At 41.2% G+C, this 26,929-nt stretch carries 27 protein-coding genes; 5 read left to right on the forward strand and 22 right to left on the reverse strand.

Translation table 11 applies throughout. The features are described from left to right. Positions 1-39: 39 nt before the first annotated feature. The 7 genes from I4V44_RS11505 to I4V44_RS11535 are packed head-to-tail and all read right to left on the reverse strand — an operon-like array spanning position 40 to position 6,205. Complete coding sequence (locus tag I4V44_RS11505) at positions 40-954, reverse strand: RluA family pseudouridine synthase (protein ID WP_196002736.1); 915 nt, start codon at positions 952-954, stop codon at positions 40-42. A 4-nt stretch (positions 955-958) separates the two neighbouring features. Further along, a complete protein-coding gene (lspA, locus tag I4V44_RS11510; RefSeq protein WP_025578432.1) occupies positions 959-1,483 on the reverse strand; it encodes a signal peptidase II in 525 nt (174 codons plus the stop codon). After that, entirely contained in the window at positions 1,480-2,571 is a 1,092-nt protein-coding gene (gene aroB, locus I4V44_RS11515) for a 3-dehydroquinate synthase (protein ID WP_119250872.1), read from the reverse strand. The genes lspA and aroB overlap by 4 nt, the downstream gene beginning before the upstream one ends. A gap of 27 nt (positions 2,572-2,598) precedes the next feature. Beyond that, a complete protein-coding gene (locus I4V44_RS11520; RefSeq protein ID WP_118759427.1) occupies positions 2,599-3,351 on the reverse strand; it encodes a YlmH family RNA-binding protein in 753 nt (250 codons plus the stop codon). A 6-nt stretch (positions 3,352-3,357) separates the two neighbouring features. Next, complete coding sequence (locus I4V44_RS11525; protein ID WP_008703136.1) at positions 3,358-4,017, reverse strand: cell division protein SepF; 660 nt, start codon at positions 4,015-4,017, stop codon at positions 3,358-3,360. Positions 4,018-4,036: 19 nt separating this feature from the next. After that, on the reverse strand, positions 4,037-4,738 hold the full coding sequence (locus I4V44_RS11530) for a YggS family pyridoxal phosphate-dependent enzyme (RefSeq protein WP_026648676.1): 702 nt from the start codon (positions 4,736-4,738) through the stop codon (positions 4,037-4,039). A gap of 15 nt (positions 4,739-4,753) precedes the next feature. Further along, positions 4,754-6,205, reverse strand: a complete 1,452-nt coding sequence (locus I4V44_RS11535; RefSeq protein WP_243280269.1) for an HlyD family efflux transporter periplasmic adaptor subunit — start codon at positions 6,203-6,205, stop codon at positions 4,754-4,756. 500 nt (positions 6,206-6,705) lie between these two features. Here I4V44_RS11535 and lexA point away from each other — a divergent pair, with 500 nt between their 5' ends. Continuing rightward, positions 6,706-7,326 (forward strand): transcriptional repressor LexA, encoded by a 621-nt coding sequence (gene lexA / locus I4V44_RS11540; protein ID WP_196002737.1) that lies wholly within the window; start codon positions 6,706-6,708, stop codon positions 7,324-7,326. A gap of 410 nt (positions 7,327-7,736) precedes the next feature. On the opposite strand, the gene rsfS is transcribed toward lexA, so the two are convergent. From rsfS to I4V44_RS11610, 14 genes are all read right to left on the reverse strand, one after another. Then, positions 7,737-8,096: a ribosome silencing factor gene (gene rsfS, locus I4V44_RS11545; RefSeq protein WP_008703130.1), complete on the reverse strand. Its 360-nt coding sequence runs from the start codon at positions 8,094-8,096 to the stop codon at positions 7,737-7,739. Between the two features lie 172 nt (positions 8,097-8,268). After that, positions 8,269-8,859: a bis(5'-nucleosyl)-tetraphosphatase (symmetrical) YqeK gene (yqeK, locus tag I4V44_RS11550; protein ID WP_020993903.1), complete on the reverse strand. Its 591-nt coding sequence runs from the start codon at positions 8,857-8,859 to the stop codon at positions 8,269-8,271. 7 nt (positions 8,860-8,866) lie between these two features. Beyond that, a complete protein-coding gene (gene nadD / locus I4V44_RS11555; RefSeq protein WP_025578441.1) occupies positions 8,867-9,502 on the reverse strand; it encodes a nicotinate-nucleotide adenylyltransferase in 636 nt (211 codons plus the stop codon). 13 nt (positions 9,503-9,515) lie between these two features. Continuing rightward, positions 9,516-9,812, reverse strand: coding sequence for a ribosome assembly RNA-binding protein YhbY (gene yhbY / locus I4V44_RS11560; protein WP_008703127.1), 297 nt, complete (start codon positions 9,810-9,812; stop codon positions 9,516-9,518). Positions 9,813-9,894: 82 nt separating this feature from the next. Then, complete coding sequence (obgE, locus tag I4V44_RS11565) at positions 9,895-11,190, reverse strand: GTPase ObgE (protein WP_020993902.1); 1,296 nt, start codon at positions 11,188-11,190, stop codon at positions 9,895-9,897. Positions 11,191-11,425: 235 nt separating this feature from the next. Then, the gene (rpmA, locus tag I4V44_RS11570; protein WP_008703124.1) at positions 11,426-11,713 is read right to left on the reverse strand and encodes a 50S ribosomal protein L27; all 288 of its coding nucleotides are present in this window, start codon (positions 11,711-11,713) and stop codon (positions 11,426-11,428) included. Between the two features lie 4 nt (positions 11,714-11,717). Continuing rightward, positions 11,718-12,038, reverse strand: coding sequence for a ribosomal-processing cysteine protease Prp (locus I4V44_RS11575; protein WP_008703122.1), 321 nt, complete (start codon positions 12,036-12,038; stop codon positions 11,718-11,720). 12 nt (positions 12,039-12,050) lie between these two features. Beyond that, positions 12,051-12,356 carry a 50S ribosomal protein L21 gene (gene rplU / locus I4V44_RS11580; RefSeq protein WP_020993901.1) on the reverse strand — a complete coding sequence of 102 codons (306 nt, stop codon included), beginning with the start codon at positions 12,354-12,356 and terminating at the stop codon, positions 12,051-12,053. Between the two features lie 285 nt (positions 12,357-12,641). Continuing rightward, positions 12,642-13,856: a ribonuclease E/G gene (locus tag I4V44_RS11585; protein WP_022381237.1), complete on the reverse strand. Its 1,215-nt coding sequence runs from the start codon at positions 13,854-13,856 to the stop codon at positions 12,642-12,644. After that, positions 13,840-14,547, reverse strand: a complete 708-nt coding sequence (locus I4V44_RS11590; protein ID WP_025578444.1) for a TIGR03936 family radical SAM-associated protein — start codon at positions 14,545-14,547, stop codon at positions 13,840-13,842. Before I4V44_RS11590 ends, I4V44_RS11585 begins: the two co-directional genes overlap by 17 nt. Beyond that, positions 14,531-16,402, reverse strand: a complete 1,872-nt coding sequence (locus I4V44_RS11595) for a TIGR03960 family B12-binding radical SAM protein (RefSeq protein WP_022381236.1) — start codon at positions 16,400-16,402, stop codon at positions 14,531-14,533. The genes I4V44_RS11590 and I4V44_RS11595 overlap by 17 nt, the downstream gene beginning before the upstream one ends. Before the next feature lie 121 nt (positions 16,403-16,523). After that, entirely contained in the window at positions 16,524-17,951 is a 1,428-nt protein-coding gene (locus I4V44_RS11600) for a DNA/RNA helicase domain-containing protein (protein ID WP_196002738.1), read from the reverse strand. A 177-nt stretch (positions 17,952-18,128) separates the two neighbouring features. Beyond that, complete coding sequence (locus tag I4V44_RS11605; protein ID WP_196002739.1) at positions 18,129-18,503, reverse strand: RidA family protein; 375 nt, start codon at positions 18,501-18,503, stop codon at positions 18,129-18,131. A 161-nt stretch (positions 18,504-18,664) separates the two neighbouring features. After that, positions 18,665-20,413 (reverse strand): alpha-amylase family glycosyl hydrolase, encoded by a 1,749-nt coding sequence (locus I4V44_RS11610; protein WP_196002740.1) that lies wholly within the window; start codon positions 20,411-20,413, stop codon positions 18,665-18,667. A gap of 360 nt (positions 20,414-20,773) precedes the next feature. Here I4V44_RS11610 and I4V44_RS11615 point away from each other — a divergent pair, with 360 nt between their 5' ends. Both I4V44_RS11615 and I4V44_RS11620 read left to right on the forward strand, forming a co-directional pair. Beyond that, positions 20,774-21,295 (forward strand): hypothetical protein, encoded by a 522-nt coding sequence (locus tag I4V44_RS11615; RefSeq protein WP_196002741.1) that lies wholly within the window; start codon positions 20,774-20,776, stop codon positions 21,293-21,295. A 154-nt stretch (positions 21,296-21,449) separates the two neighbouring features. Continuing rightward, positions 21,450-22,577, forward strand: a complete 1,128-nt coding sequence (locus I4V44_RS11620; RefSeq protein WP_196002742.1) for a ComEC/Rec2 family competence protein — start codon at positions 21,450-21,452, stop codon at positions 22,575-22,577. A 33-nt stretch (positions 22,578-22,610) separates the two neighbouring features. Here the strand turns inward: I4V44_RS11620 and I4V44_RS11625 are convergent, their stop codons facing one another. Continuing rightward, positions 22,611-23,090, reverse strand: a complete 480-nt coding sequence (locus I4V44_RS11625) for an acyl-CoA thioesterase (RefSeq protein WP_025577026.1) — start codon at positions 23,088-23,090, stop codon at positions 22,611-22,613. Positions 23,091-23,457: 367 nt separating this feature from the next. On the opposite strand from I4V44_RS11625, the gene I4V44_RS11630 reads away from it, so the two are divergent. Together I4V44_RS11630 and I4V44_RS11635 are read left to right on the forward strand one after the other, a co-directional pair. Next, the gene (locus I4V44_RS11630) at positions 23,458-24,843 is read left to right on the forward strand and encodes a citrate/2-methylcitrate synthase (protein WP_022381230.1); all 1,386 of its coding nucleotides are present in this window, start codon (positions 23,458-23,460) and stop codon (positions 24,841-24,843) included. Between the two features lie 191 nt (positions 24,844-25,034). Beyond that, the gene (locus tag I4V44_RS11635; protein ID WP_196002743.1) at positions 25,035-26,891 is read left to right on the forward strand and encodes a serine hydrolase domain-containing protein; all 1,857 of its coding nucleotides are present in this window, start codon (positions 25,035-25,037) and stop codon (positions 26,889-26,891) included. The last annotated feature ends 38 nt before the right edge of the window (positions 26,892-26,929 follow it).

A 26,929-nucleotide genomic window follows, 5' to 3' on the forward strand; every position in this document is an offset into this window, starting at 1 on the left:
CGATAGACATATTATACAATATTTCCAAAAAAATGCAAACTACTTTCGTAATTTTTCTAATAATTTAACGAAATATTCAGGTAAAGGAGCTGTAAACTCCATATATTCGCCCGTTGATGGATGAACAAAGCCAAGAATCATTGCATGAAGCGTCTGTCCCTGCAGATGATAAGGATTCTTACCGGAACCGTACACTTCATCACCCAGAAGTGGATGACCGATACTTGTCATATGCACACGAATCTGATGCGTTCTGCCTGTTTCCAGACGGCATTCCACATAAGTGGCATTTTTGAAACGTTCCAGAACTTTATAATGTGTGACAGCATCCTTGCCGTTTTTATAGTTGACAGCCATCTTTTTGCGGTCAATCGGATGGCGCCCGATGGGACCTTCGACCGTCCCTTCGTCTTCTTTCAGTACTCCTGCTACGATTGCCCGGTATCTGCGCCTGATAGAATGCTCTTTTAACTGTTCTGCCAGGTTGCGGTGTGCATTATCATTCTTGCATACAAGAAGTGCACCTGTGGTATCCTTATCGATTCTGTGGACAATACCAGGACGCAGAACACCATTGATCCCCGACAGATTGTCCTTACAGTGAAACATAATAGCATTTACCAATGTTCCGGAAGTATGTCCGGCACTGGGATGAACCACCATCCCCTTTGGTTTATTTACAATAAGTACATCATCATCTTCATAAAGAATATCCAGAGGGATATCTTCCGGAAGTATATCCGGCTCTTTTATGTCAGGAACTGCTACGGAGATTTCATCTCCTTCCTGAACTTTGTAGTTGGCTTTTACAGCAGAACCATTGACGGTTATTTTCTGCTCTTTAAGCAGCTTTTGAATATAAGAACGTGACAGTTCTTCGTTCATTTCAGAAAGATAGCGGTCAATCCGGATACCGGACTGACCGTCAGAAACCTGATAATTAAGAATTTCCATAATACTAATCCTTTTTTATTCTTAAGAAGTCATAATCTTCATCATTTTTGTATCTGAAACACACCAGCATAACAAGTAATATGCCACTGCATACCACATACATATCAGCTATATTAAATACCGGAAAATCAATCAGTGAAAAATAGATAAAATCCACAACATAGCCTCTGCATACTCTGTCAATAAAATTTCCAAGAGCACCGGAAACCATTACCAGTGCAGTTACTGACAGCGGCAGATAATATCTGTTTTTCGGGATTCTGGCATATACATAGATAAATACACCAAAAAACAAAAGGCACAAAATCACAAACACCGGAATTTTACCTTCAAACAATCCAAAGGCCATTCCACGATTTTCGAGATACCGTAATTGAAGAACTCCTGGAATGAGAGAGATATCAGGCTGATCTTTCAGTTGTGCCAGAACAAGAGATTTACTTCCCTGATCCAGGATTGTCAGCAAAAGGATAATAATACAGCCTCTAATCCAGTGCATACATGAAGATACGGAGGAAACAGCTGTCATATCAGAATCTCCCGGATTGCCTGGAGCAGTTCTTCATCTGTGACAGTTTTGTCTATAAAACTTTTACCGATCCCGTCCATAAGGATAAATTTAATATGACCGGCTTCCATTTTTTTGTCTTTTTTTGTTGCTGCCAGGACATCCCCGGCATTCAGTGAATCAACAGAAAGAGGAAGATTATAAGAATGGCACCCTTTTCTGATCTCTTCGTATTCTTCTTCTGTTAATAATCCTCTCTGCATGGAAAGATAAGCGGCAGCGATCAGACCGACTCCAACACACTGTCCATGAAGCAGCTGAAAGTTTTTCATTTTTTCGACTGCATGTCCGACTGTGTGACCAAGATTTAAAAGTGCACGTTCTCCCTGCTCCTTCGGATCACGCTCTACCACACCTGCCTTGATCTCGCAGCATCTGCGGATCATTCTGGAAAGCATACTCAGATCCAATTTACTGATCTCAGGCTGATTCTTACATACAAAACGGAAGAACTCTTCATCGCAGATCAGTCCTGTCTTAAGAATTTCACCCATTCCACAGGTGAATTCCCGATTCGGAAGAGACTGCAGGGTACTCATATTCATATATACAAGGCGGGGCTGATGGAAAGCTCCTACCATGTTTTTGTACTGAAGGAAGTCAACACCTGTTTTACCTCCTACGCTGCTGTCAACCTGTGCCAGAAGCGTAGTAGGAACCTGAATAAAATCAATCCCTCTCAGGTAAGTGGAAGCTCCGAAACCAGTCAGATCACCTACAACACCGCCGCCCAGCGCAACCAGCAGACCTTTTCTGTCCATTTCATTCTCAATCAAAGTTTTATATAATTCCTGTACTGTATTCAGGTTTTTGTTCTTTTCACCAGCTTCAAATACAAAAGAGAATATTTCAGAGGAAATTTTCTGAAGAGCTGATTTAACTGCCTCATGATAAAGAGGTGCAACATGACTGTCTGTCACAATACAGATTTTCCGGTTTTCAAGTCCTTCTTCTCTGATCGCACCGGCAAGATCCTGAAAGTCATTTTTAAAATAAATAGGATAATGGAAATCTCCTTCCCGTTTTACAAGTAACTTCTGTTCTGCCATTTTCCTGTTCTCCTTTTATTACAAAATTTATACATAGCGCATAATACGCACACTGCAGCGTCCTTTTTTTGTCTGGTGAGAAACACCGTCAAAAATGAACCGTCCTTTCCCACGTACAGATATAATGTCACCATCTTTCGGCTCATATCCGTTGCTGGTGATCAGTTTTCCGTTGACAAAAACCTGCCCGCCTTCAATATAAGATACCATACTGCTTCTGGATGTCTTAAAAGCAAGCGAGATCAATGAATCCAGACGTACCGAAGCGCAGGTACCGCTGACAGATTCAAGGGCAGGGCGTGGAAATTCATCAGAATCCTCCACTTTTGTGATCAGAATATTGGTATGACGGACCCGGCACAGATTTTCAAGAAAGAATTCCGTCATTTTGTTCTGGCAGAAAAACCAGGCAGCTTTTTTCTGAACAACAATATCACCGATCACACTTCTGTCTACTCCAAGATTGAGAAGTGCACCAAGATAATCACGATGAGAAAGCTCTTCAGAGAATTTAAGAGCCCTTGGTTCAATCCTCAGACAGTCGATGGGATATTCCCATGTAAAAGCAAGAGCATCAGGATGAAATGCAACCATCTGACGCTCCGCATTCTCATAGCCTCCGGACGTCTCCATAACAATCTGGGGAAACTGATGTTTCAGGCTACTGACTATATTCTGTTCATTTAAATTAAGAAAATCCGAAAATGTAACGATATCTCTCTGCCAGGAGAGATTTGCCAATTCCCGGATTCTCTTAAGAAAAAATTCGTCTTTTTCCATCCTGAATCAATATCCTGCTCTTACAGACGGAGCAGAGCCTCCCAGAATATTCTGAAGGTCACCGGTAATATCTACATTGTACGGTCCAAGTACAAAGATATAGCTGGATACTTTCTGAAGGCTGCCGCCTAAAGAATAGCATGCACCGGACGTGAAATCGATGATCCTCTGTGCCAGTTCCACATCAATTCCCTCCAGATTCAAAATAACAGTAGAATTATCTACTAAAGTGTCAGCAATCTCACGCGTATCTTCCATAGAAGAAGGTTTGATCACACAGACTTCCATATTTGGGCCCTGATTTGATTTGCGGCTGCTTCTCATTGGAGTAATCTTGGAAGATGCTGCAGGACGTGTCTGGCGTTCGGCGCGTTCCTGTTTAACCGTAACCTTAGACGGAGCCGAAGCGGTCTGTTTTGGAGCAGATGCCTGTTTAGGAGCTGTCTTTACTGCTTTCTCTTCTACATCATCGAAGTCATCATTATCGTCGGATTCTTTTTTCTTAGAGAATTTATCAAAAAATTTCTTCTTTGGTTTCTCATCGAAATCGTCATCGAGAAAGTCATCATCTTCTTCCTCATCTAACAGATCATCATCTAAGAATCCATCATCATCGTAATCATCGTTTAATTTGATGGCATCTAAAAATTTATCTAAAACGCCCATTTTAATCTCCAATCTTATTTTAATCTTCTTTTATTGAGTAATCTCTTTCGCCAAAGATACCCGTTCCCACGCGCACCATAGTGGCCCCTTCCTCAACTGCGACCTGATAATCATTTGTCATTCCCATACTCAGGACGCTCATATTAACATTATTAATGTTTTTGGCCGCAATGTCAACACTTAATTTCTTTAATTTTTGAAAAACTTCTCTGTTTTCTTCAGGATTTGCTACAAATGGTGCAATTGTCATAAGTCCTTTTACCTGAAGATGCTCATAAGAAGAAATTTCTTCCAGAAATGGTAATACCTCTTCGACTGAAAGGCCAAACTTGCTTTCCTCTCCTGCTACATTTACTTCGATCAGAACCGGCATGCAGATATCTTTTTTTGCTGCCTCTTTTTCGATGGCCTCTGCCAGGCGGACAGAATCTACAGAGTGTACCATAGATACTTTATCAATAATATATTTCACTTTATTTCTCTGTAAATGTCCGATCATGTGCCACTGTACATCTGATGGCATCTGATCGTATTTATCTACGATCTCCTGAACCTTATTCTCCCCAAACACTCTTGCACCCGCATCATATGCTTCTTTCAGCATTTCCACCGGTTTGGTCTTACTGACCGCAATAAGAGTTACCTCTTGGGGAGAACGCCCTGCAGTATCGCAGGCCTCTTCAATATTCTTTTTCACAAGGTTTAGTTTATCAGCTAACATATTAAGCCTCCTTAATTAGTATAAAATGTCTTCTTCCTTTACTTTATCAGCGTTTCGAACAATGTGATCATATCTGGAAAGACCGTAGGTGGTGTTTTTAGATACAATAGCATATTCTTCGTTCTCATCAAGTATTTCAATACGGCGAAAAACCGCATAGCCTTTATTAATACAGTATACTCCCTCCAGGGTATCTGTCTCTCCGATCACATATTTTTCACCGGTATCCGTATTGATCAGGGCATCCCCTTCCTTAAATGAACTCTTGTCAACATAATAAATCTGAGGTTGTTCTGCTTCGTCCACTGCCAATTTGGAGACAGATGAATCATCAATGCTTGCGTAAATGCTCACATTTTTAAATGTTGTTTTATTTTTCCCCTCATAAAGGGTAAAACCTGTCTGATTATCCTGTGTAGTGGCCATTCTGGATGGAATCACATAAAAATCCTTGGTTACAATAGAGGTAAGAGGGATTTTCAGACCTACAACTGTGTTGGTTACAAGTTCAATGTCCAAAAAACGGTCAGATGCATAACGAATCAGACCTTTATTGAAATCAATCTGTCCATATTTGTCACCATCTATGGTAATAATGGAAAAATCTCCGTTTTGTGTCATATCGTCTTTTAAAAATTTGACACGTATAGTAGAACGGTCTTTCAGTTTTTCAACCTGTCTGTCGCTCAAAGGAATCAGAAGGCTCCAGCGTTCATCTGTGATAATGGTATAAATATCATCTCCTGCTTTTACCTTGTCGGAAGTTTTCAAATCTGTTTCATGGTAAGAATTCTGATCGAAATCTTCTGCCTTTACAGCATCTACTGTTTTTCCTTCATAATTATCCATGGAATATAAAACGATACCATCAGATTGGGACTGGCAGATAGTTTGATTTCCGGGATAAATATCTGCTGTTTTGTCATTGTCACCACTGTCATTTCCTTCACCGTCCTCATCTGAAGTAAGAGGAGCAGATGAGGTATTGCCAGACTCTGCATATTGAAGGATATTTCCCTTCAGTTCATATTTAAAGCTGTAGGTGCTGTTAAATTTACTTGAACTGAATCCTTTGGAAAAACTCATCATATCAGTCCGTACCTTTGAAAGTTCTTCCGGGGCAAGAGATGCCGGAGCAGAAGCTGTTTTTGTATCACTAAGTCCGTACACCGCTCCGGAAGCATTGATCTTACTGCCCTCCCTTGCATAATAAGTAATATAGCCTGATGAATCTGCCTTGCATAAACTTTCTTCACGTATGGCAAGACCGGTATATGTTTCGTTGCGGGATAAAGGTCCTGATGTAACCTGATAGGACTCAATATGACTAGTTGTAAAATATAATATGGCACTGAATGCCATATATATGAATAAGATGCCAAACATGATCGTTCCGATATTCAGCCCCACGACCATGCGAAGCCTTGCCAGGATTCCCGGCATTTTTTTTGATTTATTATCAGACAATGGGATGTCTCCTTTTTGTGCAGTTCATAATCATTCTATAACTGTTCAGCGATTTCACAGTGACTGCTGAATAGTTACACTATTTTCCAAAATATTGTAACACTTTGCACATTTAAAAACAAGTTTATTCATAAAGAATTCACAATAATCGTTACTGTTCACTCCGTTCACAGTAACGTAGCCAAAATTCATTCCAGATTGCCTGCGGCAATGGAATTTTGGATTATATGTCTCGAGATTTTGGCATATTCATGCCAAAACACCTCGCGGGATAGTGGTGTGTTAATTGTAACCAATAATCCCATTACTGAGAATGGAGTAAACAGTAACGGGAGCACATAAGTAAGAACACATTTTCAGAATATAAGTTTGCTTTTTGTCAGGAATTATGATATGATAAAAAAAATCAGAAACTGTTCAGTATCTCATAGAATAGCAGACTGCTGAATGGTTATGAAGAGTGTACGAACAAAAAATAACTTAAAAAGGAGGGTATAATTATGCCATATGGAAGAATCACGCCAAAGCAGCAGGAGATTCTTGATTACATAAAGAATGAGATTTTGAACCGGGGATTTCCGCCGGCAGTTCGTGAAATCTGCGAGGCAGTCAACCTGAAATCTACTTCTTCCGTTCATTCACATCTGGAAGCACTGGAGAAAAATGGATATATCCGCAGAGATGCAACGAAACCACGTGCGATTGAGATTATTGATGACAATTTTAATCTGGTCCGCAGAGAGGTTGTGAATGTTCCCATCATAGGAACTGTGGCAGCCGGACAGCCACTTCTGGCAGTTGAGAATGTTGAAGGCTATTTCCCTATCCCTGCAGAGTTTATGCCTAATTCACAGAGCTTTCTGTTGAAAGTAAAAGGGGAAAGTATGATAAACGCCGGAATTTTTGACGGAGATCAGGTTCTGGTAAAACAGCAGTCCACAGCAGAGGATGGAGATATTGTTGTTGCGCTGATCGATGACGGTGCTACAGTTAAGACTTTCCATAAAGAAAAAGGATACTATCGTCTCCAGCCTGAAAATGATACAATGGAGCCAATCCTTGTACATGAAGGTCTTCAGATCCTTGGCAAAGTATTTGGTGTGTTCCGTTTGTATGAGTAATATAACTGATACGTGAATAGTCAGGCAGATATTCGCAATCCGCTTCGCTACGCAGCTCTACACCAAATCAAGCAAGTCCCCATACACTGCAAATTATACTATATCAATTCAAAAAAACAACAGAGGAAATCAGGTATCTCTTGATGATGATATCTGATTTCCTCTGTATTTTATTTTGCAAATTTCACAAAGTCAGGCGGATAAAATCATCCGCCTCGCTACGCAGTTCTACACCGAATAACTGTAAATTTTCCGTTACTGTTCACTGGTAATATCCCGCGAGGTGTTTTTTGTGAACGAAGGTCACAGAAAACCCGAGACATACCGCGCGACTTTATGCGATTAGCATAAAGTCTGTGCATCGCAAGCGTGTTGCTGTGAACAGAGTGAACAGTAACAATTTTTTCTACTTATTTCTCAAGAAATTCATTAACGTCAAGAACCTTACCATCTCTCCAGATTCTTTCGAGGTCATAGAAAAGACGATTCTCTTCGTCAAATACGTGGACGATCATATCGCCGTAATCCATAAGAACCCAGCTGGAGTTTCTGGTTCCCTCAATCTGTTTTGCTTCAAATCCGGCTCTGCCAAGTGTTTCATCTACATTGTCAACCATAGCCTGAACCTGATTCTGGTTGGAAGCACTTGCAATTACAAAATAATCGGCAATTACAGATACTTCATGGATATCTATTACCTTAATATCTTTTCCTTTTTTCTCATCAAGTGCGCGGCAGGCAAGTTTTGCCATTTCAAGTTCTCTGTTCATGGAAACAACCTCTCTTTCTATCTGCTTTTGTAACTGTTCAATATCTTCATGATCAACAGACTATTGAATAGCTACATATATCTTCTCTAAATAAATATTTATATCCGTAATCTGTTCTCCCTGTTGTGCTGTCCCCTATATGTAAAACTCTGCCAGTCGAGACAATTTATACTCAGGACTGTCTTTTCATGTGTAAATCCCTGTAATACAAGAAAGCATCTTTCGTAGCATTATCAATATCTTTCGGATTTTCCTCCAGATAAGCCAGTGTATCACCCAAAATCTTATACATACATTCGTCAAGATCCTGAAAAGCCAGTTTACGTACAATTGCAAGATTAGGAGCTTTATCACGTTTTGGTTCAATATAATCGGCAATATAGACGATTTTTTCCAACAGTGTCATCTCCGGCTTTCCGGTAGTATGCCAGGTGATGGCAGAAAGAATATTTTCATCTGTAACATCATACTTAGCCTTAGCTACGTAAGCTCCAAGCTTGGCATGAAGTAAAAAAGGATGCTCCTGTTCGAATTCAGATACTGAAATATGATGCTGGCTGCACATTTTCAGCTTCTTTTTGTTCGGAATACATTTTGCACAGTCATGGAGCAGTCCGGCAGTCTGGGCTGTGATCAGATCACAGTCATGAACCATGGCAAGTGCTGCACATGTAAACATAACTCCCAACGTATGTTCATAACGATCCTCATCCAGATATTTTGCTAATTTTTTCTGCATTTTTATAAAATCATACTCTGCCATCGGAAGATCATCCTTTCTTTTCGGCCAGACTGTAAATCTGGTTTTCTCTGATATACTCAATCACCGGATCAGGAATATAGTAACGCACACTTTTATCTTCGCTGATCCAGTTTCTGAGCATTTCGCTGGATACATCAAGGTTTGTGGTATTCAGTGTCAGAAATGTGCCATTATATTTAAGCGAAAGACGGTTCATTTCTGCTTCGAGCTCTGCGATTGTGGAATGATTTCTTACAGCAGTTACCAGAATGCAGTTTCTGCAGATTCTTTCCGGTTCACGCCATGTATCAAAGTCATACAGGGAGTCTGCGCCGATTATAAAATAATAATCAGTATCCGGATTCTTCTCTTTTAGCATTTCCAGTGTATGATAAGTGTAAGTATAACCATTTTCATGCATTTCAGTCAGCGACAGTTCAAAGTGAGGATTTCCGGTAATCGCCCTGCGGACCATTTCAACTCTTTCTTCATCTGTGGCACGTCCCTGACGGTTTCTCTTGTGAGGCGGATTTCCGGAAGGCATGAACAGTACCTTTTCCAGTCGGAACTGTTCGTATGCTTTCTCTCCCAGAATCAGATGCCCCATGTGGATGGGATCAAAAGTACCGCCCATAATACCAATTCTGTGTTTGATGTCAGCCATAAAAAACTCCGTATTATTTTCTGGGTAATTCAATTTTTTTCTTTTCGTTTTTGCCTTCACGGTATAAAACAATTTTCTTGCCGATAACCTGTACAATCTGGGAACGTGTACGTTCTGCCAGAACCTCAGCCATCTGGCGCGGATCCTCCAGGCAGTTCTGAAGAACACTGATCTTGATCAGTTCTCTGGCTGCAAGCGCCTCATCTACTGCGGCTGTGTTCTCAGGAGTAAGACCACCCTTTCCAAGCTGAAGGATTGGATCCATGGTCATTGCAAGACCTTTTAAATAAGCTCTCTGTTTACTTGTCATTTTTATTTTCCTCTGTTATTCTCTGCAAACGGACAAAATCATCCGTCTTACCACATCTGTTTCATTATTGAATCTATTTATACTATTTATAGTAATCAAAATCAAATCCGTACATACGCACAGTATCGCCTTCCTGAATGCCTGCCTTCTCAAGTTCTTCCAGTATGCCTCCCTCTTTCAGGAATTTCTGGAAGAATGCAAAACCTTTTTCGGAATCAAGATTTGTGTAGCCAAGCATCTTTTCAATCTTCGGTCCCTCGACAACAAAAATTGTTGGATCCTCAGGACTCTGCTCTACTGTATATGGAAGGTTTTCTCCGATCAACATATCTTCAGGGAAGAATTCCTGTTCAAATACTACAGGTTCCTGTGGGCAGCTGTCAAGAAGTTCTTTCACATGGAATAAAAGTTCTCTGACACCCTGACCGCTGACAGCGGAAATCGGATATACCTGGATTCCTTTTGGCTCAAATTCTGCCTTAAGTTTGTCAATCGGGCTCTCTTCGCCGTCTTCTGTATAGATACAGTCGATTTTATTTGCTGCGATTACCTGTGGTCTTGCAGCAATTTCCGGATTATAAGCTTCCAGTTCTTTATTAATCTTGTAAATATCATCGATTGGGTCACGTCCCTCTGTAGATGCTGCATCTACAATGTGGATAATGACTCTGGTACGTTCAATGTGGCGGAGGAACTCATGTCCAAGTCCCACACCTTCGGAAGCACCTTCGATCAGACCGGGAATATCAGCGATCACAAAACCACCGTTTTCAGTATCTACAACGCCAAGATTTGGGCTCAGGGTTGTAAAGTGATAGTTGGCAATTTTCGGCTGTGCGTTGGTAACACGGGAAAGGAATGTGGACTTTCCGACATTCGGGAATCCAACCAGACCTACGTCTGCGATTACTTTCAGCTCCAGAAGAACTTCCAGTTCCTGCGCAGGCTGTCCTGGCTGTGCATATTTCGGAACCTGCATGGTTGCAGTCGCATAATGCTGGTTTCCTTTGCCACCTCTTCCGCCTCTTAATACGATCTGGCGTTTATTTTCACCGGACATATCAGCAATTACTTTACCGGATTCTGCATCCATGATAACAGTTCCTTCCGGAACTTTTAATACAACATCTTTTCCATCGGCACCATGGCAACGTTTTTTTCCGCCTTCCTGTCCGTCTTCTGCTTTATATTTTCTTCTGTGTCGGTAGTCGCCAAGGGTGTTCTGGCCTTCATCTACCTCAAATATCACGTCTCCTCCACGACCGCCGTCGCCGCCGTCAGGGCCGCCATTCGGAACATATAATTCTCTGCGGAAACTTACATGGCCGTCGCCGCCTTTACCGGAGCGGATATAGATTTTCGCTCTGTCTGCAAACATATGACACACCTCTGTCCTTTACTAATGATTATTTCGTAATAGTAATCTTCTTAAATTAATGCATTTGAGACCGTTCAGCAGGATTTCGCGCTCTGATGAGTCGGATCAATATGCATTATTTACAAGGATTGCTATGGTTTCTTTTATATCATATAACTCTTTTAATCTATAGCAATTCTACTATAAAAGAAAGGCTCCAAACCCATATTAGATTTGAAGCCTTCGCTTAACCAGATTATTCTGCTTCTACTGGAACGATAGAAACCTGTTTCTTATCGCGTCCTTTTCTGGTAAATCTTACGACACCATCTTTAAGTGCAAATAAAGTATAATCTTTACCGCAACCTACGTTCTCACCAGCATGGATCTTAGTTCCGCGCTGTCTGTAAAGAATATTTCCAGCTTTAACAAACTGTCCGTCTGCTCTCTTCGCACCTAATCTCTTGGATTCGGAATCACGACCGTTCTTTGTAGAACCAACTCCTTTTTTATGTGCGAATAACTGAAGGTTCATTTTCATCATGTTGTTACACCTCCTTGACTTTTACTGTCAAATATCGATTGTTATAACTATGTTCAATTTCTGTTAATCCGAGAATCAGCGAATCCATGAGAAGGGTTCCCCTCTCAGTAACCGGAGCCGTAAAATGAAAAGATACATAGCCGTCATCTTCCTGCACTTCAAACTGATCATCTGTAAATGTCTCAAGAGAATTTACAGTATTAATCACCAGTACAGAAACAGCAGCACAGACAATATCCTGTCCTTCCTCTGCATATCCGGCGTGACCTTTCGAAACAAATTCCAGATAATTTCCATTTCTCTTCTTAACTGTAATTGTAATCATAATGACACCAGATTAACCGTTAATCTTTTCGATTTTTACTTTAGTGTACTGCTGTCTGTGACCGTTTTTCTTGTGATATCCAGTTTTTCTCTTGTATTTGTAAACGATAACTTTTTTTGCTTTACCGTTCTCAACTACAGTAGCGGTAACACTGGCATCTTTCACATCTTCACCAGCTTTTAATCCGTCATTGCTTACTGCAATAACATTATCAAAAGTAACAGTTTCACCAGCTTCAACACCGAGTTTCTCAACTCTGATTACGTCGCCTTCAGCAACTTTGTACTGTTTACCACCTGTTGCAATAATTGCGTACATCTGTGGCACCTCCTATAATCTTTACTCGCCAGATATGGTGACCTTTCGGTGCTTGTACCTCTCTGTGCGGCATCTCATTTATAATAGCGGACAAAATTCGATTTGTCAATAAGTTTTTTTCAATTTCTTTGAATTTTTTTCTTTTATTTTACAGGTACAATTTCAATCCGGTATCCGTCAGGATCTGTGATAAAATACAAACTGCAGAGCAGTTATTCAGTTACGGAAAAATATCGATGAGAATTGCAGATGCTCGTTTGGTTTACATAATTATTTTATGGCAAACTATAATTCTCTGATTTCCTCAATCACAGGTTTTCGCACTTTCTTTCTGGTAAGTTCCAGGATGTGCAGTGGAGTGATGTCCACTGCTTTTGCCTTTACCGGATCTTTGCGCAGATATTTCTGCAGGACATGGAACAGTTCGTCCTGATGATCCTGATTTTCCATATTAATAAAATCAATCAGAATAATTCCGGACAGGTTTCTGAGACGTAACTGTCTGGCAATTTCCTTTGCTGCCTCCAAATTGATTTTTCGGTAAGTTTCCTGCATTTTCTTTTTGCCTGTAAACTTTCCGCTGTTTACATCAATGGATACGAAGGCTTCTGTCTGCTGGATTACCAGAAATCCACCACTGTTCAGCCAGACTTTCTCATGCTGGATTTCTTCTAAGACAGTTTCCAGGCGATAAAGTTTGTAAAGAGGGAGAAGTTTATCATCATAAAACCGCAGCTTCTCTTTTTCCTCCGGGCTGTTACTGTTAAGATAGTCAGAAATCTGTCGGGATATCTCAGGGATATCTGTTATGATCTCTTCCAGGTTCCGGCTGTTGGCGTCGCGGACTGCAGAGATATAAAAAGGCTCTGTTCTATATACGCAGCTGAAACAGGTACGGGATCTTCCGTCTACAGCAGCCTTATGATACAGGCCCTTCAGGTATTCCAGTTCTTTCAGTATTTCTTCTTTTGATGCATCTGCTGCATTTGTACGAACGATGATACCAAACTCTTTATCCGAACGGTTAACTTCTGCTTCCATCCACTTACTGATACGGCTTCTGTCATCATTGGAAAGTTTGGAAGACAGACCAAATTTCTTATCGCCGGTTGTAAGAACCAGATATTTGCCTGTAAAATTCAGATTCGTGGTTACAGCCGGTAGTTTTCCCTTCATTGCTTCCCGGCTGATCTGCACAAGGATTTCATCTCCTGCCTTTAATGGGCGGTCACCTTTTTTTACAGAAGCATAAATCGCATTTGGAGCATCGGAAAGCTGCAGGTAGCATTTCTCTCCGGCAGAAATCTGTACGAATGCAGCACCGATATTGGCAGCTATATTCTCTATCTGTCCAACATAAATATTTCCAAGAGAAGATTTCTCCCCAACAGGTTCGAAGCGCAGTTCCATTACTTTACCGTCTTCTTCATACGCACATACATAGCATGGAATCTGCCGGATATTCATTTGGGTAATAATCAGTTTACTCAACTTCTTCACCCAGTGCTTCCAGAGTTACAAATTTATGTTCTTCCTCTGTTCCTTTATCTGCATATACTTCCAGACGTTTGATGGAATAAGCAAATTCCGGAAGTTCTATGCCAAGCCATGAGAAGAATGTATCTGTTACCAGTTCCGGTTTTGTGTAATTGGCACTTGCGGAAGCAAGCATCATAAAGATCTTGTCTCCCTGAAGTTCCATCTTATAGATAAACGGGCGAATATCAATTTCCTTTTCGCTTCGTTTGGTCTTTTTCATTACTGTGATCTCCGGCTGCGCCAGGAAATCACTGATTTTATCTTTCCAGGAAATTTCAGGCTCTTTTCCCGGACGAAATTCTACATAATAATCGGCTGCTGCCACCAGTGACATTGCCTTACCCGCCTTTCCGTCCTCAACCTGACGGGTACTGATTACATGTACCCCTTCTACCATCACTGCATCCAGACGTCTTGTGATCTCTGAAGTAGGAACTGTCTCTGCCAGCTCCAGATCGAAGTACTCTCCCAGACTTTCCGTACCAACTCCTAATGGTGCGGCAAAAGACATGATCATATGCGGACTGTATCCACCGGAAAAAGCAACCGGAAGATTGGCTCTGCGGATAGCCTTCTGGAAATAACGCATGGTATCCAGATGTCCCACAAATTTCACAGGACCCTCTTTGCTGAATTTAATTCTTACCTTCATAACATACACCTCCGCCATAACGCATAGCACCACAGCCGGAACATTTCTGACGGCAGTTTGGTGTTACGGTTTCTTTCTTTGCCTGTTCCCATTCGTGGATCAGGAACTTCTTGGTCACTCCTGCATCAATGAAATCCCATGGAAGGATCTCATCTGTGGAACGTTCTCTGAGAGTATAGAAATCAATATCTGTGTTGGTTTCCGCAAAAGATTCTTTCCATATATTATAGTCAAAACTCTCTGACCATGCATCGTAGATCGCACCTTTTTCATATGCTCTAAGGATAACTTTTGAACAACGGCGGTCACCTCTTGCAAGGAAACCTTCAAGAATCGTTACATCCGGCTCATGCCAGCTGTAGCGGATACTTCTCTGGTTTAACTGTGCGCGGATCTCGCTTTTTACGACCTTTGCTTTCTCCACGAAATCTTCCTCTCTGTACATACCTGCCCACTGGAATGGGGTAAATGGTTTCGGTACAAAGAAAGAGGTACTTACATTGACCTGAACCTTGCCATTACGTTTTTCTTTCGGCACTTCTTCATAATAAGTCTCTGCAATTTTCTGAGCAAGATGAGCAATACCTTTCATATCATCTTCTGTTTCAGTTGGAAGTCCGAGCATGAAGTAAAGCTTTACCTGATTCCATCCACCTTTGAATGCTTCACCTGCACCATGAAGAATATTCTCTTCAGTCAGACCTTTGTTGATAACATTACGCAGACGCTGGGAGCCTGCTTCCGGTGCGAAAGTAAGGCTGCTCTTCTTTACATCCTGTACCTTGCTCATAACATCCAGGGCAAAAGCATCGATACGCAGGGATGGCAGAGAGATATTGACAGCATTGCCATGAAATTCTTCGATCAGGAAGTTTACCAGTTCCTTCAGCTCAGAATAATCACTGGAGCTTAGAGAACTTAAGGAAATCTCCTCATGTCCTGTATTCTGAAGCATTTCTCTGGCACTTGCCTTTAAATCCTCCACATTGCGCTCTCTGGTAGGACGGTAGATCATACCTGCCTGACAGAAACGACATCCGCGGATACAGCCACGCTGGATTTCCAGAGTAACACGATCCTGAGTAGCTTTAATAAATGGAACTACAGGAGCTTTGATCGCGCGGTAGTCTTTAGTGACATCGGTGATCAGCTGTTTACAGACTTTCTCAGGTACGCCCTCTTTTGCAGGTGTAAAGGAAGCAATGGTGCCGTCTTCTTTGTAGGTTACATTGTATAAAGAGGGAACATAAATTCCGGGAATCTGGGAAGCTGCAAACAGGAAGTCTGCTCTGGAGCCGCCTGCTGCCTTGTTTGCCTTATATGCATCAAACAAAGCATCATAGACAGTCTCACCCTCGCCAATATAAAACATATCAAAAAATTCTGCGATCGGTTCCGGATTATATGCACATGCACCGCCACCGATGACGATAGGGTCATCTTCCTTACGATCCTTTGCCAGAAGTGAAACATGGCTCAGGTCAAGTACCTGAAGCACATTGGTATAGCACATCTCATATCCAAGGGTAATACCAAGAAAATCAAACTCCTTTACAGGCTCCTGGGATTCCAGGGCAAAGAGAGGAATATGTTCCTCACGCATAATTTTATCCAGATCCATCCACGGAGAAAAGACACGCTCACACCAGACATCCTCACGTTCATTGAACATGTTGTAGAGGATCATCATGCCCAGATTGGACATACCGATTTCATAAACATCCGGGAAGCACATGGCAAAGCGGATATCTACGTCATTCTTATCTTTCATTACAGAGTTGACTTCACCACCGATGTAACGGGCAGCCTTGTCAACTTTCATTAAAATTTCATCGCTTAAAGCTAGAGTTCTCATAGTATTCCTTTCAGAGGTTATTGTATCAACATTGTGTTAAGCAGGGAAAATCCCCCACAATATTCCTATTATATACGGAATGGTGGGGGATTTCAAGGGAGAGTCGGATAGTTTGCAGTTTTTATCTGACAGTATCAGGCTGTAAAAGCGTGAGTAATGTTTCGTACACATATGTATTTTCTCTGACAATTATAGAAAGTTCCTCTTTGGCCTGATTCAGCTGGTGAAATAAATTACGGACATCAGAACTGCCTTCTTTATTGAGATACTTTGAACGCAGATATCTGTTCTGATCATAGTAATATCGTTCGTCCAATATGATAACAAGACGTTTTATGTCTCTCACGGCAGTAATCTCATATTCATAACCCTGATGTATATAATCTTCCAGTAAGGCAGCAGTCTCCTCTTCATTATTTGCATATACAACAGAAACATGCGGATAGGGTTTTAAGGTTTTTCTGTCTGTAAGGTGTAGCATATTCTGGATAAATGAGGAAAGTTCCGCATTGGTACGGATGCGGTTGGTTAAGTGAAACATCTGGATTTCCGGCAGGTTTTCTATAAGTTTTAATGTATTTACCCCTAACTCTTCAGGACATATGGCATCTTCGGAATCGCTGGAAAATATTACAGGAAACTCCCCCTCCGATTGCGTTAACAGAATCTGCAGTTTTTTTGAAGAAAGCAAATGTGCTTCGTCTACCAGAACTGCACTGTAATGTTTCAGCTCTGTATTTTCGGTCAACTGATTGTCCGAAAGAAAAGCAATACGTTGTAAACGTTTATGCAGTATTTTCCATTCTTTTCCGGCATTGCCGCAGTGAATCATGCATATCTGCTGACGCCTGGACAGTTTCATGGCGATATCATAGAGAAGCAATGTTTTTCCTGTTCCGGGAAGTCCGGTAAAACAGAAATATTCGAACCGGCTGATACGGAGTTTCTTTAAGATCTGGCGCTGGATATCCCGCTGCTGGGAAGTCAGGAAGTATTCTTTTTTCAGGAAACGGGCCGGTTCTGTGATGGGGGAAATCAGATATAGTTCGGCCTGAAACAGATCGTCAATATTCCCCTGATAATCACTGCTCTCCTTTTGCAGTGATCCGCACAGCTCTGTCCAGTCGGCTTCTGCAATATAATCATGATTGGTAAGCCTGACAAGGCGATTCTGACTGCTGATATACGTATAAGACTGTATGGAGCGTCCGAGAACGGAAAGGTAATAACGGTTCTGCATAAGCTGTTTACGAATTGCCTCCTCAGATACAGCTCCGCTTTTCAGTTCAATATTTATGATCTGGTCGTCTTTGATCTGGAGAAGATCAAATTCTTTCCCGAGTTTTGGAATCTGGTAGGAATAGAAAAAGCGCAGGGAACAGACTTTAGTCATATGCGATTCTAACTGGCGTACCAGTGCTTTCATACTCTGCAGTTCCCATTCCCGTATTTTGAGGAAATATTCCCGGCCGGATAACTGACGTTCCAGTTTTGACAGAGAATCTTTATTCTGATTTCTCGTAAGTGCATATATGGATATTGATTTCATAACTTTTACCTTTCATTTTGCCGGAATTCTTTTATACTATTATAGCAAATATCAGCAATTGCAGGTAGCCCGAAAACAAAAAACAGCCAGGTGAATTTTTCCCTGGCTGTTTTCCCCATCTGAATCAGATTCAGAAATTGTTTTAGAATATTTATTTTATATTGTGGTTTGGCTGAATTACTCAGCTACAGCGATAGCTTCCACTTCGCAGAGTACGTTTTTCGGAAGCTGTTTTACAGCAACGCAGGAGCGGGCCGGTTTGCTTGTGAAGTATTTCTCATACACAGCGTTGAATACTGCGAAATCTGCCATATCAGCAAGGAAGCATGTAGTCTTGATAACATTGTCAAATGTAAGTCCGGCTTCTTCAAGAATTGCTCCTACGTTCTTGCAGGACTGCTCTGCCTGTGTTTCGATTTTATCGCCTGCAACTTCACCTGTAGCCGGGTCTACCGGAATCTGACCGGATGCAAATAAGAAGTTTCCTGTCATTTTTGCCTGAGAATATGGTCCGATTGCTGCTGGTGCTTTTTTTGTTTCAAGTGTTTTCATGAGTGAATTCCTCCCGTACGATTTAGTGTGATTGATTGTCTGTATCTGTATCCATATCTTACCACCAAAAAAATATTTAGTCAACGGCAAAAAAATTGTCACATGGAAATTTCCTCTTTTATTAATGAAAGAAAAGATGAAAAATACTGACGATAATCTGATCAGTGGAAGCTCTTGAGCCAGTTTACCAGAGAGTCATACCAGATATTATCATATACTGTTTTCTTCATCTGGTCTGTAACAAGGCCGTTACCTGCCATTTTGGCAAGGATTGCCTGCTGTAATTCATCTACAGTCATGTCTTCCGGGGATTTATTCATATCTACAATTACTGTCTTTTCCTTTTCAGCAGCGGCTTCCGTATTTTCCGGAAAACTGTTTTCTGCTGATGTGGCTGAAGTATCGGAAGTTTTTTCGGGCTGAATATCTTCTGCTTTTGCTGCTGCGGTTTCTTCTGCTGCGGTTATTGTTTTCTGTGCAGGAGACTCAGTCTGTGTGGAAGTTGTTTCTTCTGTTTCTTCCTGTACTTTTTCGATATCTGCAGTTTCTGTTTTTACTGGTATATATTCTGGCATTTCACCCGCCGGAACCCAGATTTCACCGCTGTTTGCGGCTACTGTTACATTGATACGTCCACCCTGAACAGGTACTTTACGGCCTGTGAGGGTTCCGATATATTCTGCGCCGTTTCCTGCCGGAAGGCTCATATCTGCTGCATTATCATCGTTATTTACGGTAACGATCACACGTATTCCGTCAAGGTCACGGGCAAATGCAAACTGGCGGTTGGTAAGCTGAAGTTCAGCGTAGCTTCCGTAGCTTAATGCAGGTGTATGCTGTCGTATCTTTCCAAGAGCTGCGATCAGGGCTGTACATGGATTCTTCTGTACTGCATCTGCATAGTCTTTGATATCCAGAGCCGGTCTGAGGCTGTCATCGGAGAATTTCTCTTTCTTTCCTTCAATACCGAACTCAGAACCGTAATAGATACTTGGTACACCCGGAAGTGTATAGAGTAAGACATGAACAGGTGCAAAATGTGCTTTATTTGAAAGCTTGGTATAAATACGTTCTACATCATGGTTGTCCACAAAGTTATAGAGATCAAGATTTCCCATATTCTGGAGATATTTTACAGTATGTGCGATCTCGAAATAGTTATGATCGTTATGTCCGCTGTAGAGTGCTTTATGCAGGGCATAGTTTGTTACACTGTGGAGCGTTTCTCCATTTACCCATCTGCTGTAATCGCCATGGATCACTTCGCCCATAAGCCAGAAATCTTCCTTTACTTCTGCTGCTGTACGGCGCAGGGCACGCATGAAATCAAAATCAAGGACATCTGCCGCATCCAGACGGATTCCATCTACATCAAATTCTGCTACCCAGAAACGGATCACATCACAGATGTAATTTTGTACTTCCGGGTTTCTTTGGTTTAATTTTACCAGAAGGTTGTATCCACCCCAGTTTTCATAGGAGAAGCCGTCATTGTATTCCGTATTCCCTCCGAAGTTCACATTGCAGTACCAGTTGAGATATCTGGAATGTTCGCGGTTTTGCTGAATATCTTTAAATGCAAAGAAATCACGGCCTGTGTGATTGAATACACCATCGAAAATAACTTTGATCTCTTTTTCATGACAGGCTGCCACGAAGTTTTTAAGGTCTTCGTTGGTTCCGAGACGGGAATCCAGCTTTTTGTAATCTGTGGTTTCATAGCCATGTCCTACACTCTCGAATAAAGGTCCGATATATAATGCTGTACATCCGATTTCTCTGATGTGGTCAATCCATGGAAGTAATGTGTTCAGACGGGAAACAGGAGCACTGTAGTCATTGTGCTTCGGCGCACCGGTTAAACCCAGTGGATAGATGTGATAGAAAATTGCCTCATTATACCAGCTCATAAATGACACCTCTGTTTTTAAATTTATAATTTCAATTTTATGGGGATTTTTTTACCCTGATATCATACAGGAAAGAAAATAATTAGATAAACTGTATTAAAGTTGAAATTATATTCATACGATTCTTATAATAACAGATTTTTCAGACAGAATCCAGTTTTTTTTCAATTTTGGCTTGTATATCTCAGAATTTTGGCATATTCATGCCAAAACACCTCGCGGGATAGTGATGTATGAACAGTAACTTAAAATTTACTCTACAAAAAAATCTACTTAAGGTATATAATATTGCTGTAAATAATCTGGATATGCATAGAAATAGAAAGAAACAAACATAGATAAGCAAGGAGAATATAAACTATGAGACATATAGATGAAATTCAGATTGCCGGAACTGCAATCCTGCTTTGTGGCGCGATGTTTGCGGTTTCTGCTGTGGCACCTACCGGTAATACAGTGTCAAAAGCTGTTACAAACTTTACGGAAGCTCCGGAAACTGCTGCTGAGGCTCAGGCACAGGCAGAAGCTCAGGCTGAGGAGGATGGATTTACCATTTACACTCAGGAAAGTAACTATGATGATTCTGATTATGACAACAGTTATAATGATACTTCTTACGATGACTCTTCTTACAATACTGATACGACGCAGGACGGTTCTCTGGATGATACAGGGCAGGAGAATGATAATACAGATACAGGAGATGGATCTTCTGATGATGGAAGCAGTGATCAGACATCGTCTGACGATACAGGGAATGATTCTTCCGATCAGATTGATTATCCCAGTGACGACAATTCCGGTGACGAGACAGATGGTTCTCTGGATAGCTCTGACACATGGGAAGATAACGGAGAAGAAGTTCAGCAGATAGAGTATTAATCAATCTGACGCAGGACTTCACGCTAAAGCATTTTTCAACCCGCTTCAAGATAGACTGGATTATTTGTATTATTTTACGAAATTACTATAATTATGTTTTTGTTTCTCAATAAATGGTATAATCAAACTGTTATTAACATTCAGGAGGCTTTTTATGAAGAAACAAAACAGGTTACTATCACTAATTCTATCTCTGTTCCTTCTGCTGTTTACCTTAGTTCCGCAATCAGCACTGACGGTAAAAGCTGAAGGCAACAGTGAGATGGCAGTTCATTTTATTGACGTTGGACAGGGAAATGCCATCTTAGTACAGTCCGGAGGACAAAATCTTTTGTACGATGGCGGGGATCAGAGCCATGCTGATCTGATCATCTCCTACTTACAGGAACAGAATGTGGAAAACATTGACTATATGATCGCTTCTCACTATGATGAAGATCATATCGGCGGTCTTGTTCCATGTATAGACAATTTCTCTGTAAGTAATATATTCGGGCCAGACTATGTACATACTTCAAATTTATTCAATAATTTTATGAATACTGCCACTGCAAATGCAATTATCGTACAGTATCCTTCTGTAGGTGAAACATTTGATTTTGGCACCGGAAGTTTCACTGTTCTTGCACCGAATGGTATCAGCCAGAACAGTAATGATAACTCTCTTGTAATCAAACTTGAAAATGGTTCAAATAGCTTTATTTTTACCGGAGATGCAGAGGAAACCAGTGAACAGGATATGATCAGTACTGGTATGAACCTTGACTGCGATGTTCTTTCTGTTGGTCATCATGGGTCTGCAAGTTCAACTACCTGGGATTTCCTTGAGGCGACTTCTCCATCTTACGCAGTCATAAGCTGCGGAATCAATAATCAGTATAATCATCCGTCAGCAGATACAATGGGACGTTTATCAGATATGGGAATCCCTGTATTCCGAACAGATAAACAGGGTACGATCATTGCAGTCTCCGATGGAACAAATATTTCCTGGTCACAGGAGCCATGCAATGATTATTCTTCCGGAGACTCCTCTGTAAATGCTTCTGCAGGTGGCACTGGTGGAAACTCCTGGCAAGAAGAAACTACCACTTCTGATCCGGTACCTGAACAGGAAGAATCCAACAATGCAGATCTAGGAACAATGGTATGGATCCCTGCAACCGGCGAAAAATATCACAGCATTCCCAACTGTGGAAGAATGAACCCGGATACAGCCAGACAGGTATCCAAATCAGAAGCCGAGGCTATGGGATACGGACCTTGCAGTAAATGTTACTGATAAACAAAAACAGCCGCATTTGCGGCTGTTTTGTTAAAATCCTTCCTGTCTGCGTACTTTCCAGAGTTTTGCACGTTTCTGTGCAGCTTCATTCTCTATCTGCTGAGTAACTCCCTCAATGATAAGTCCCGGTACTTCCACAGGATGCTGATGTTCATCTGTTCCAACCATAATAAAATATGCGCGGTTGATCATGGTTCTGGTTCCATCAAGGGCTTCACAGTAAGTATCAATACGTACTTCCATAGAAGAACGTCCCACATGTGTAAGCCGTCCGATGAGAACGATGGTATCGTTCACTCTGGCTCCGGCTTTGAAATACATATTGTCTACTGCAACAGTTACCACATTCATTTCCGCATGACGCTTGGCAACAATACCTGCTGTTTCATCAATCCATGCAAGCAGCTGTCCGCCAAACAGATAACCTGCGGCATTCAGACACTTTGGCATTAATAAATGAGACTGCTCTGTTAAGGAGTCCTCAACTCGTTTCATTTTTCTTTCTGACATTTCTTTTCTCACTTCCCCTTTATCATGCTTTCTGTTGGCTATTATAGCACGTTCCATGATTTTGTGTTATATTTTTCATAATTTTCCTTCTGTATAATTTTAAAGCGTTATCACTTTAATATGATTGTATGAAAAAAAATACAATCTTTATCTTGCCTTTCCCATCACTTTACTGTACAATGTTTAAATAGGTACAAATACAAATGTTCGCCATAGTAAAACACTGATCGCAAGGATGCATCTGCAATTCACTGTATCAGTGTTTTTTAATAAAATTCACTATAATATGCATTATTTACGAGTATTGCTATAAGTGAATTTGCGAGTATTGCTGTAGATAAATAACGGGGAAATGAGGAATGATATTATGGAAAAACATGAAATGATGAGTCTGGAAGATTCCGGACAGCTTCGTGACAAAATGAGATTCTTTGAACAGGAACTGCTCAAGAATCATCATATCGATCCAAATCTGTATGTAGAATATAATGTAAAAAGAGGTCTTCGTGACTCCGCAGGTAAAGGTGTCCTGACCGGTCTTACAGAGATTTCTGATGTTAATGGTTATAATCTGATCAACGGCAGACAGATTCCGGCTGATGGACGTTTATACTATCAGGGAATCAATGTACAGGATATCATCAGTGGTCTGAACGGAAGACGTTTTGGATTTGAAGAAACAATTTATCTTCTGATCTTCGGTAAGCTCCCTGATAAGGAAGAACTTTCCAGATTTCTGGATATGATGTCTGATATGGAGGAGCTTGGCGGTCGTTTTGTCCGCGATGTTGTTATGAAGGGAACCAATGCCAATATTATGAATGCCATGCAGCGTTGTGTTCTGGCTCTCTATACATATGATGACAATCCGGAAGATATTTCTCCTGAAAATGTACTTCGTCAGTCTCTGGAACTGATTGCAAAGCTTCCTGAAATTGCCGTATATTCTTACCATGCATATCGCCATTTCAGAAAGGATGATACCTTATTTATCCGTAATCCGCAGAAGGGGCTTTCTCTTGCCGAGAACATTCTTCTTATGCTTCGCCCGGATGGAAAATACACAGAACTGGAAGCAAAAGTTCTGGATATTGCACTGATTCTGCATGCTGAGCATGGTGGCGGTAATAACTCCACTTTCACCACTCATGTGGTAACTTCTTCAGGAACAGATACCTACTCTTCTACTGCTGCATCCATCGGATCTCTGAAGGGACCTCGTCATGGTGGAGCAAACCTGAAAGTTCAGAATATGTTTGCTGATCTGAAGTCTCATGTAGATCAAGATCACTGGGATAACGAAGATGAAATCATAACTTACCTCAAGAAGGTTCTGAATAAAGAAGCATTTGACCATGCAGGGCTGATCTATGGTATGGGGCATGCAGTCTATACACTTTCCGATCCTCGAGAAGTGATTCTGAAACGCTTTGCCCAGGCACTTGCTGAGGAAAAGGGAATGACAGAGGAATTCGAGCTTTATAACAGAGTAGAAAATATTGCCGGCAAACTGATTATGGAACATAGAAAACTGTTTAAGAATGTCTGCGCAAATGTGGACTTCTACAGTGGATTTGTATACAGCATGCTTGGTATTCCGGAAGAATTATTTACTCCGATCTTTGCTATTGCACGTATGCCGGGCTGGAGTGCTCACCGTCTGGAAGAACTGATTAATGCAAATAAGATCATTCGTCCTGCTTACAAATATGTAGGACATCATACAGATTTTGTTGCTTTTGACGAAAGGTAAACAGATGAAACTTATTACTGGCTGCGGTTCATTCCGCAGCCGTTTTATTATGTCACTAAAGTGAGCTTCCCGCAGGAAGAGAATCCTGCGCTACTGTCCACTGGTAATATCCTTTCTCGTAAAAATATAATTTGCATTTGTTGTATGAGGTCTGTATAATCAAAATAAATCCGAAAAAGGAGGTATTCTCTATGGCAAAAGAACAGATTGCGGTTGCAGAACTGGTTTTAAATATGATCCTTGGAAAGACAGGCGGTACACGGGTAGATTATTTCCCACAGAAACCGGATTTTCCGTTTGATGCAGTTTATGAGCAGGCATTTGTACGTGCCACACCGGAGAGTCAAGGAATCTCCTCTGATCTGTTTGCTGCCCTTCTTCGGGAACTGGATGCTTCCAAAGATACAGAAATGCATCATTTTATGGCACTGCGTCATGGCAAGGTAATCTGTGAATGTAATTTTGCACCATACCCTAAAGGAATGTGGCATATTACACATTCCATGTGCAAGAGCATCACAGGTATGGCAATCGGCATGTTGATCGAAGAGGAAAAATTAAAACTCGATGAAAATATTTATGACATTTTTCCGGATCATATAAATGCCTTTTCAAAGATTTTCCGCCCTGTGATCACAGTAGAGAATCTGCTGACCATGACAAGCGGCGTAACTTTTAATGAATCAGGTATCGTGTCCGGAAATGACTGGCTTGGAAGTTTTCTGAATGCATCTGTCAATGGAAAACCCGGAACAGAGTTTCAATATAACAGTCTGAATACTTATGTTCTTTCTGCAATCGTGACGAAACGTACAGGAGAAACCCTGACCGAATATCTGACTCCGAGACTGTTTGATCCTCTTGGTATCACGAAATATTACTGGGAAACCTGTCCGAAAGGAATTACAAAAGGCGGCTGGGGACTGTTTCTCTGTGCAGAAGACATGGCAAAACTTGGCCAGCTGTATCTTCAGAGGGGAAAATGGAATGGTCAGCAGCTGGTGTCTGAATATTGGATAGAAATATCTACGGCACGACATCTGAAAACTCAGAATGACACCTATGGATATGGATATCAGCTATGGATGGAACAGCGCCCGGGAAGCTTTGAATATAACGGAATGTTGGGACAGAATGTTATTATTTATCCGGATATGGATATGGTTCTTGTCACAAATGCTGGAAATAAAGAAATGTTTCAGGACTGTATCATGCTGAATATCATTCGGAAATATTTCCCTGTTAATTATCATCCCGCCGATGTTCTACCTGAGAATCCGCTCTCCTATAGTCTTCTGAAACGGTTGTGCGGAGAACTGGAAAATGGAGAAAATAATAACAGAAGTACTTCTCTGCGCGGGAGATGGAAAAGAAATGTAGTTTCCAGAAGGAAGCATTCAGATAAAAAGTACAGCTACCGTATTTCAGCAGCCGTTAATCGCCCATCTGATCATCACAGTTTTATGCGGGCTGTAAGCGGCAGAACTTATGTTATGGAACAGCAGAATATTGGAATTGCGCCGTTGTTTGTGCAGGTATTCCACAATAATATGACAGATGGTATTTCTGAAATTTCTTTTACTTATGATGCGGGAAACTTTTACGTTTCTTTTACCGAAGGTGAGGTAATCCATAAACTTCCTGTTGGATTTGGAAGGGCTGCGGATGGATGTGTTGATCTTCATGGAGAACATTACCTTGTAGCTACACTGGGAGAATTTGCAAGAGATGAAAACGATATCCCTGTGTTAAAACTGGAGGTTACTTTTATCGAAGAATGTGTGAAACGAAAGGCGCACATTTTCTTTCATGAAGATAATGGAATTGAAATCAGATGGAACGAAACACCCGGCAAAAAAATGATTCTGGCAGGACTGAGTTCTATTACTGAAGAACTGTCAGGAAACTTCCTGTATAATTCGCTTCTGGGAGATCATAATATTACGACAGAACTGCTGCACCGGCTTATGGAACAAACGATTGAGCCTGCTGTAAGGGGATATCTGAAGAGACCGGAAGAAACAGGCAGTATTGATACGGATGAGTGAATATAATAAAGTCTCATATACAAAAATGCATTTCTCAC

Origin of the sequence: Blautia sp. 1001283B150304_161114_C9 (genome assembly GCF_015668165.1) — a bacterium.
Classification (GTDB): Bacteria; Bacillota; Clostridia; order Lachnospirales; family Lachnospiraceae; genus Blautia_A; species Blautia_A wexlerae.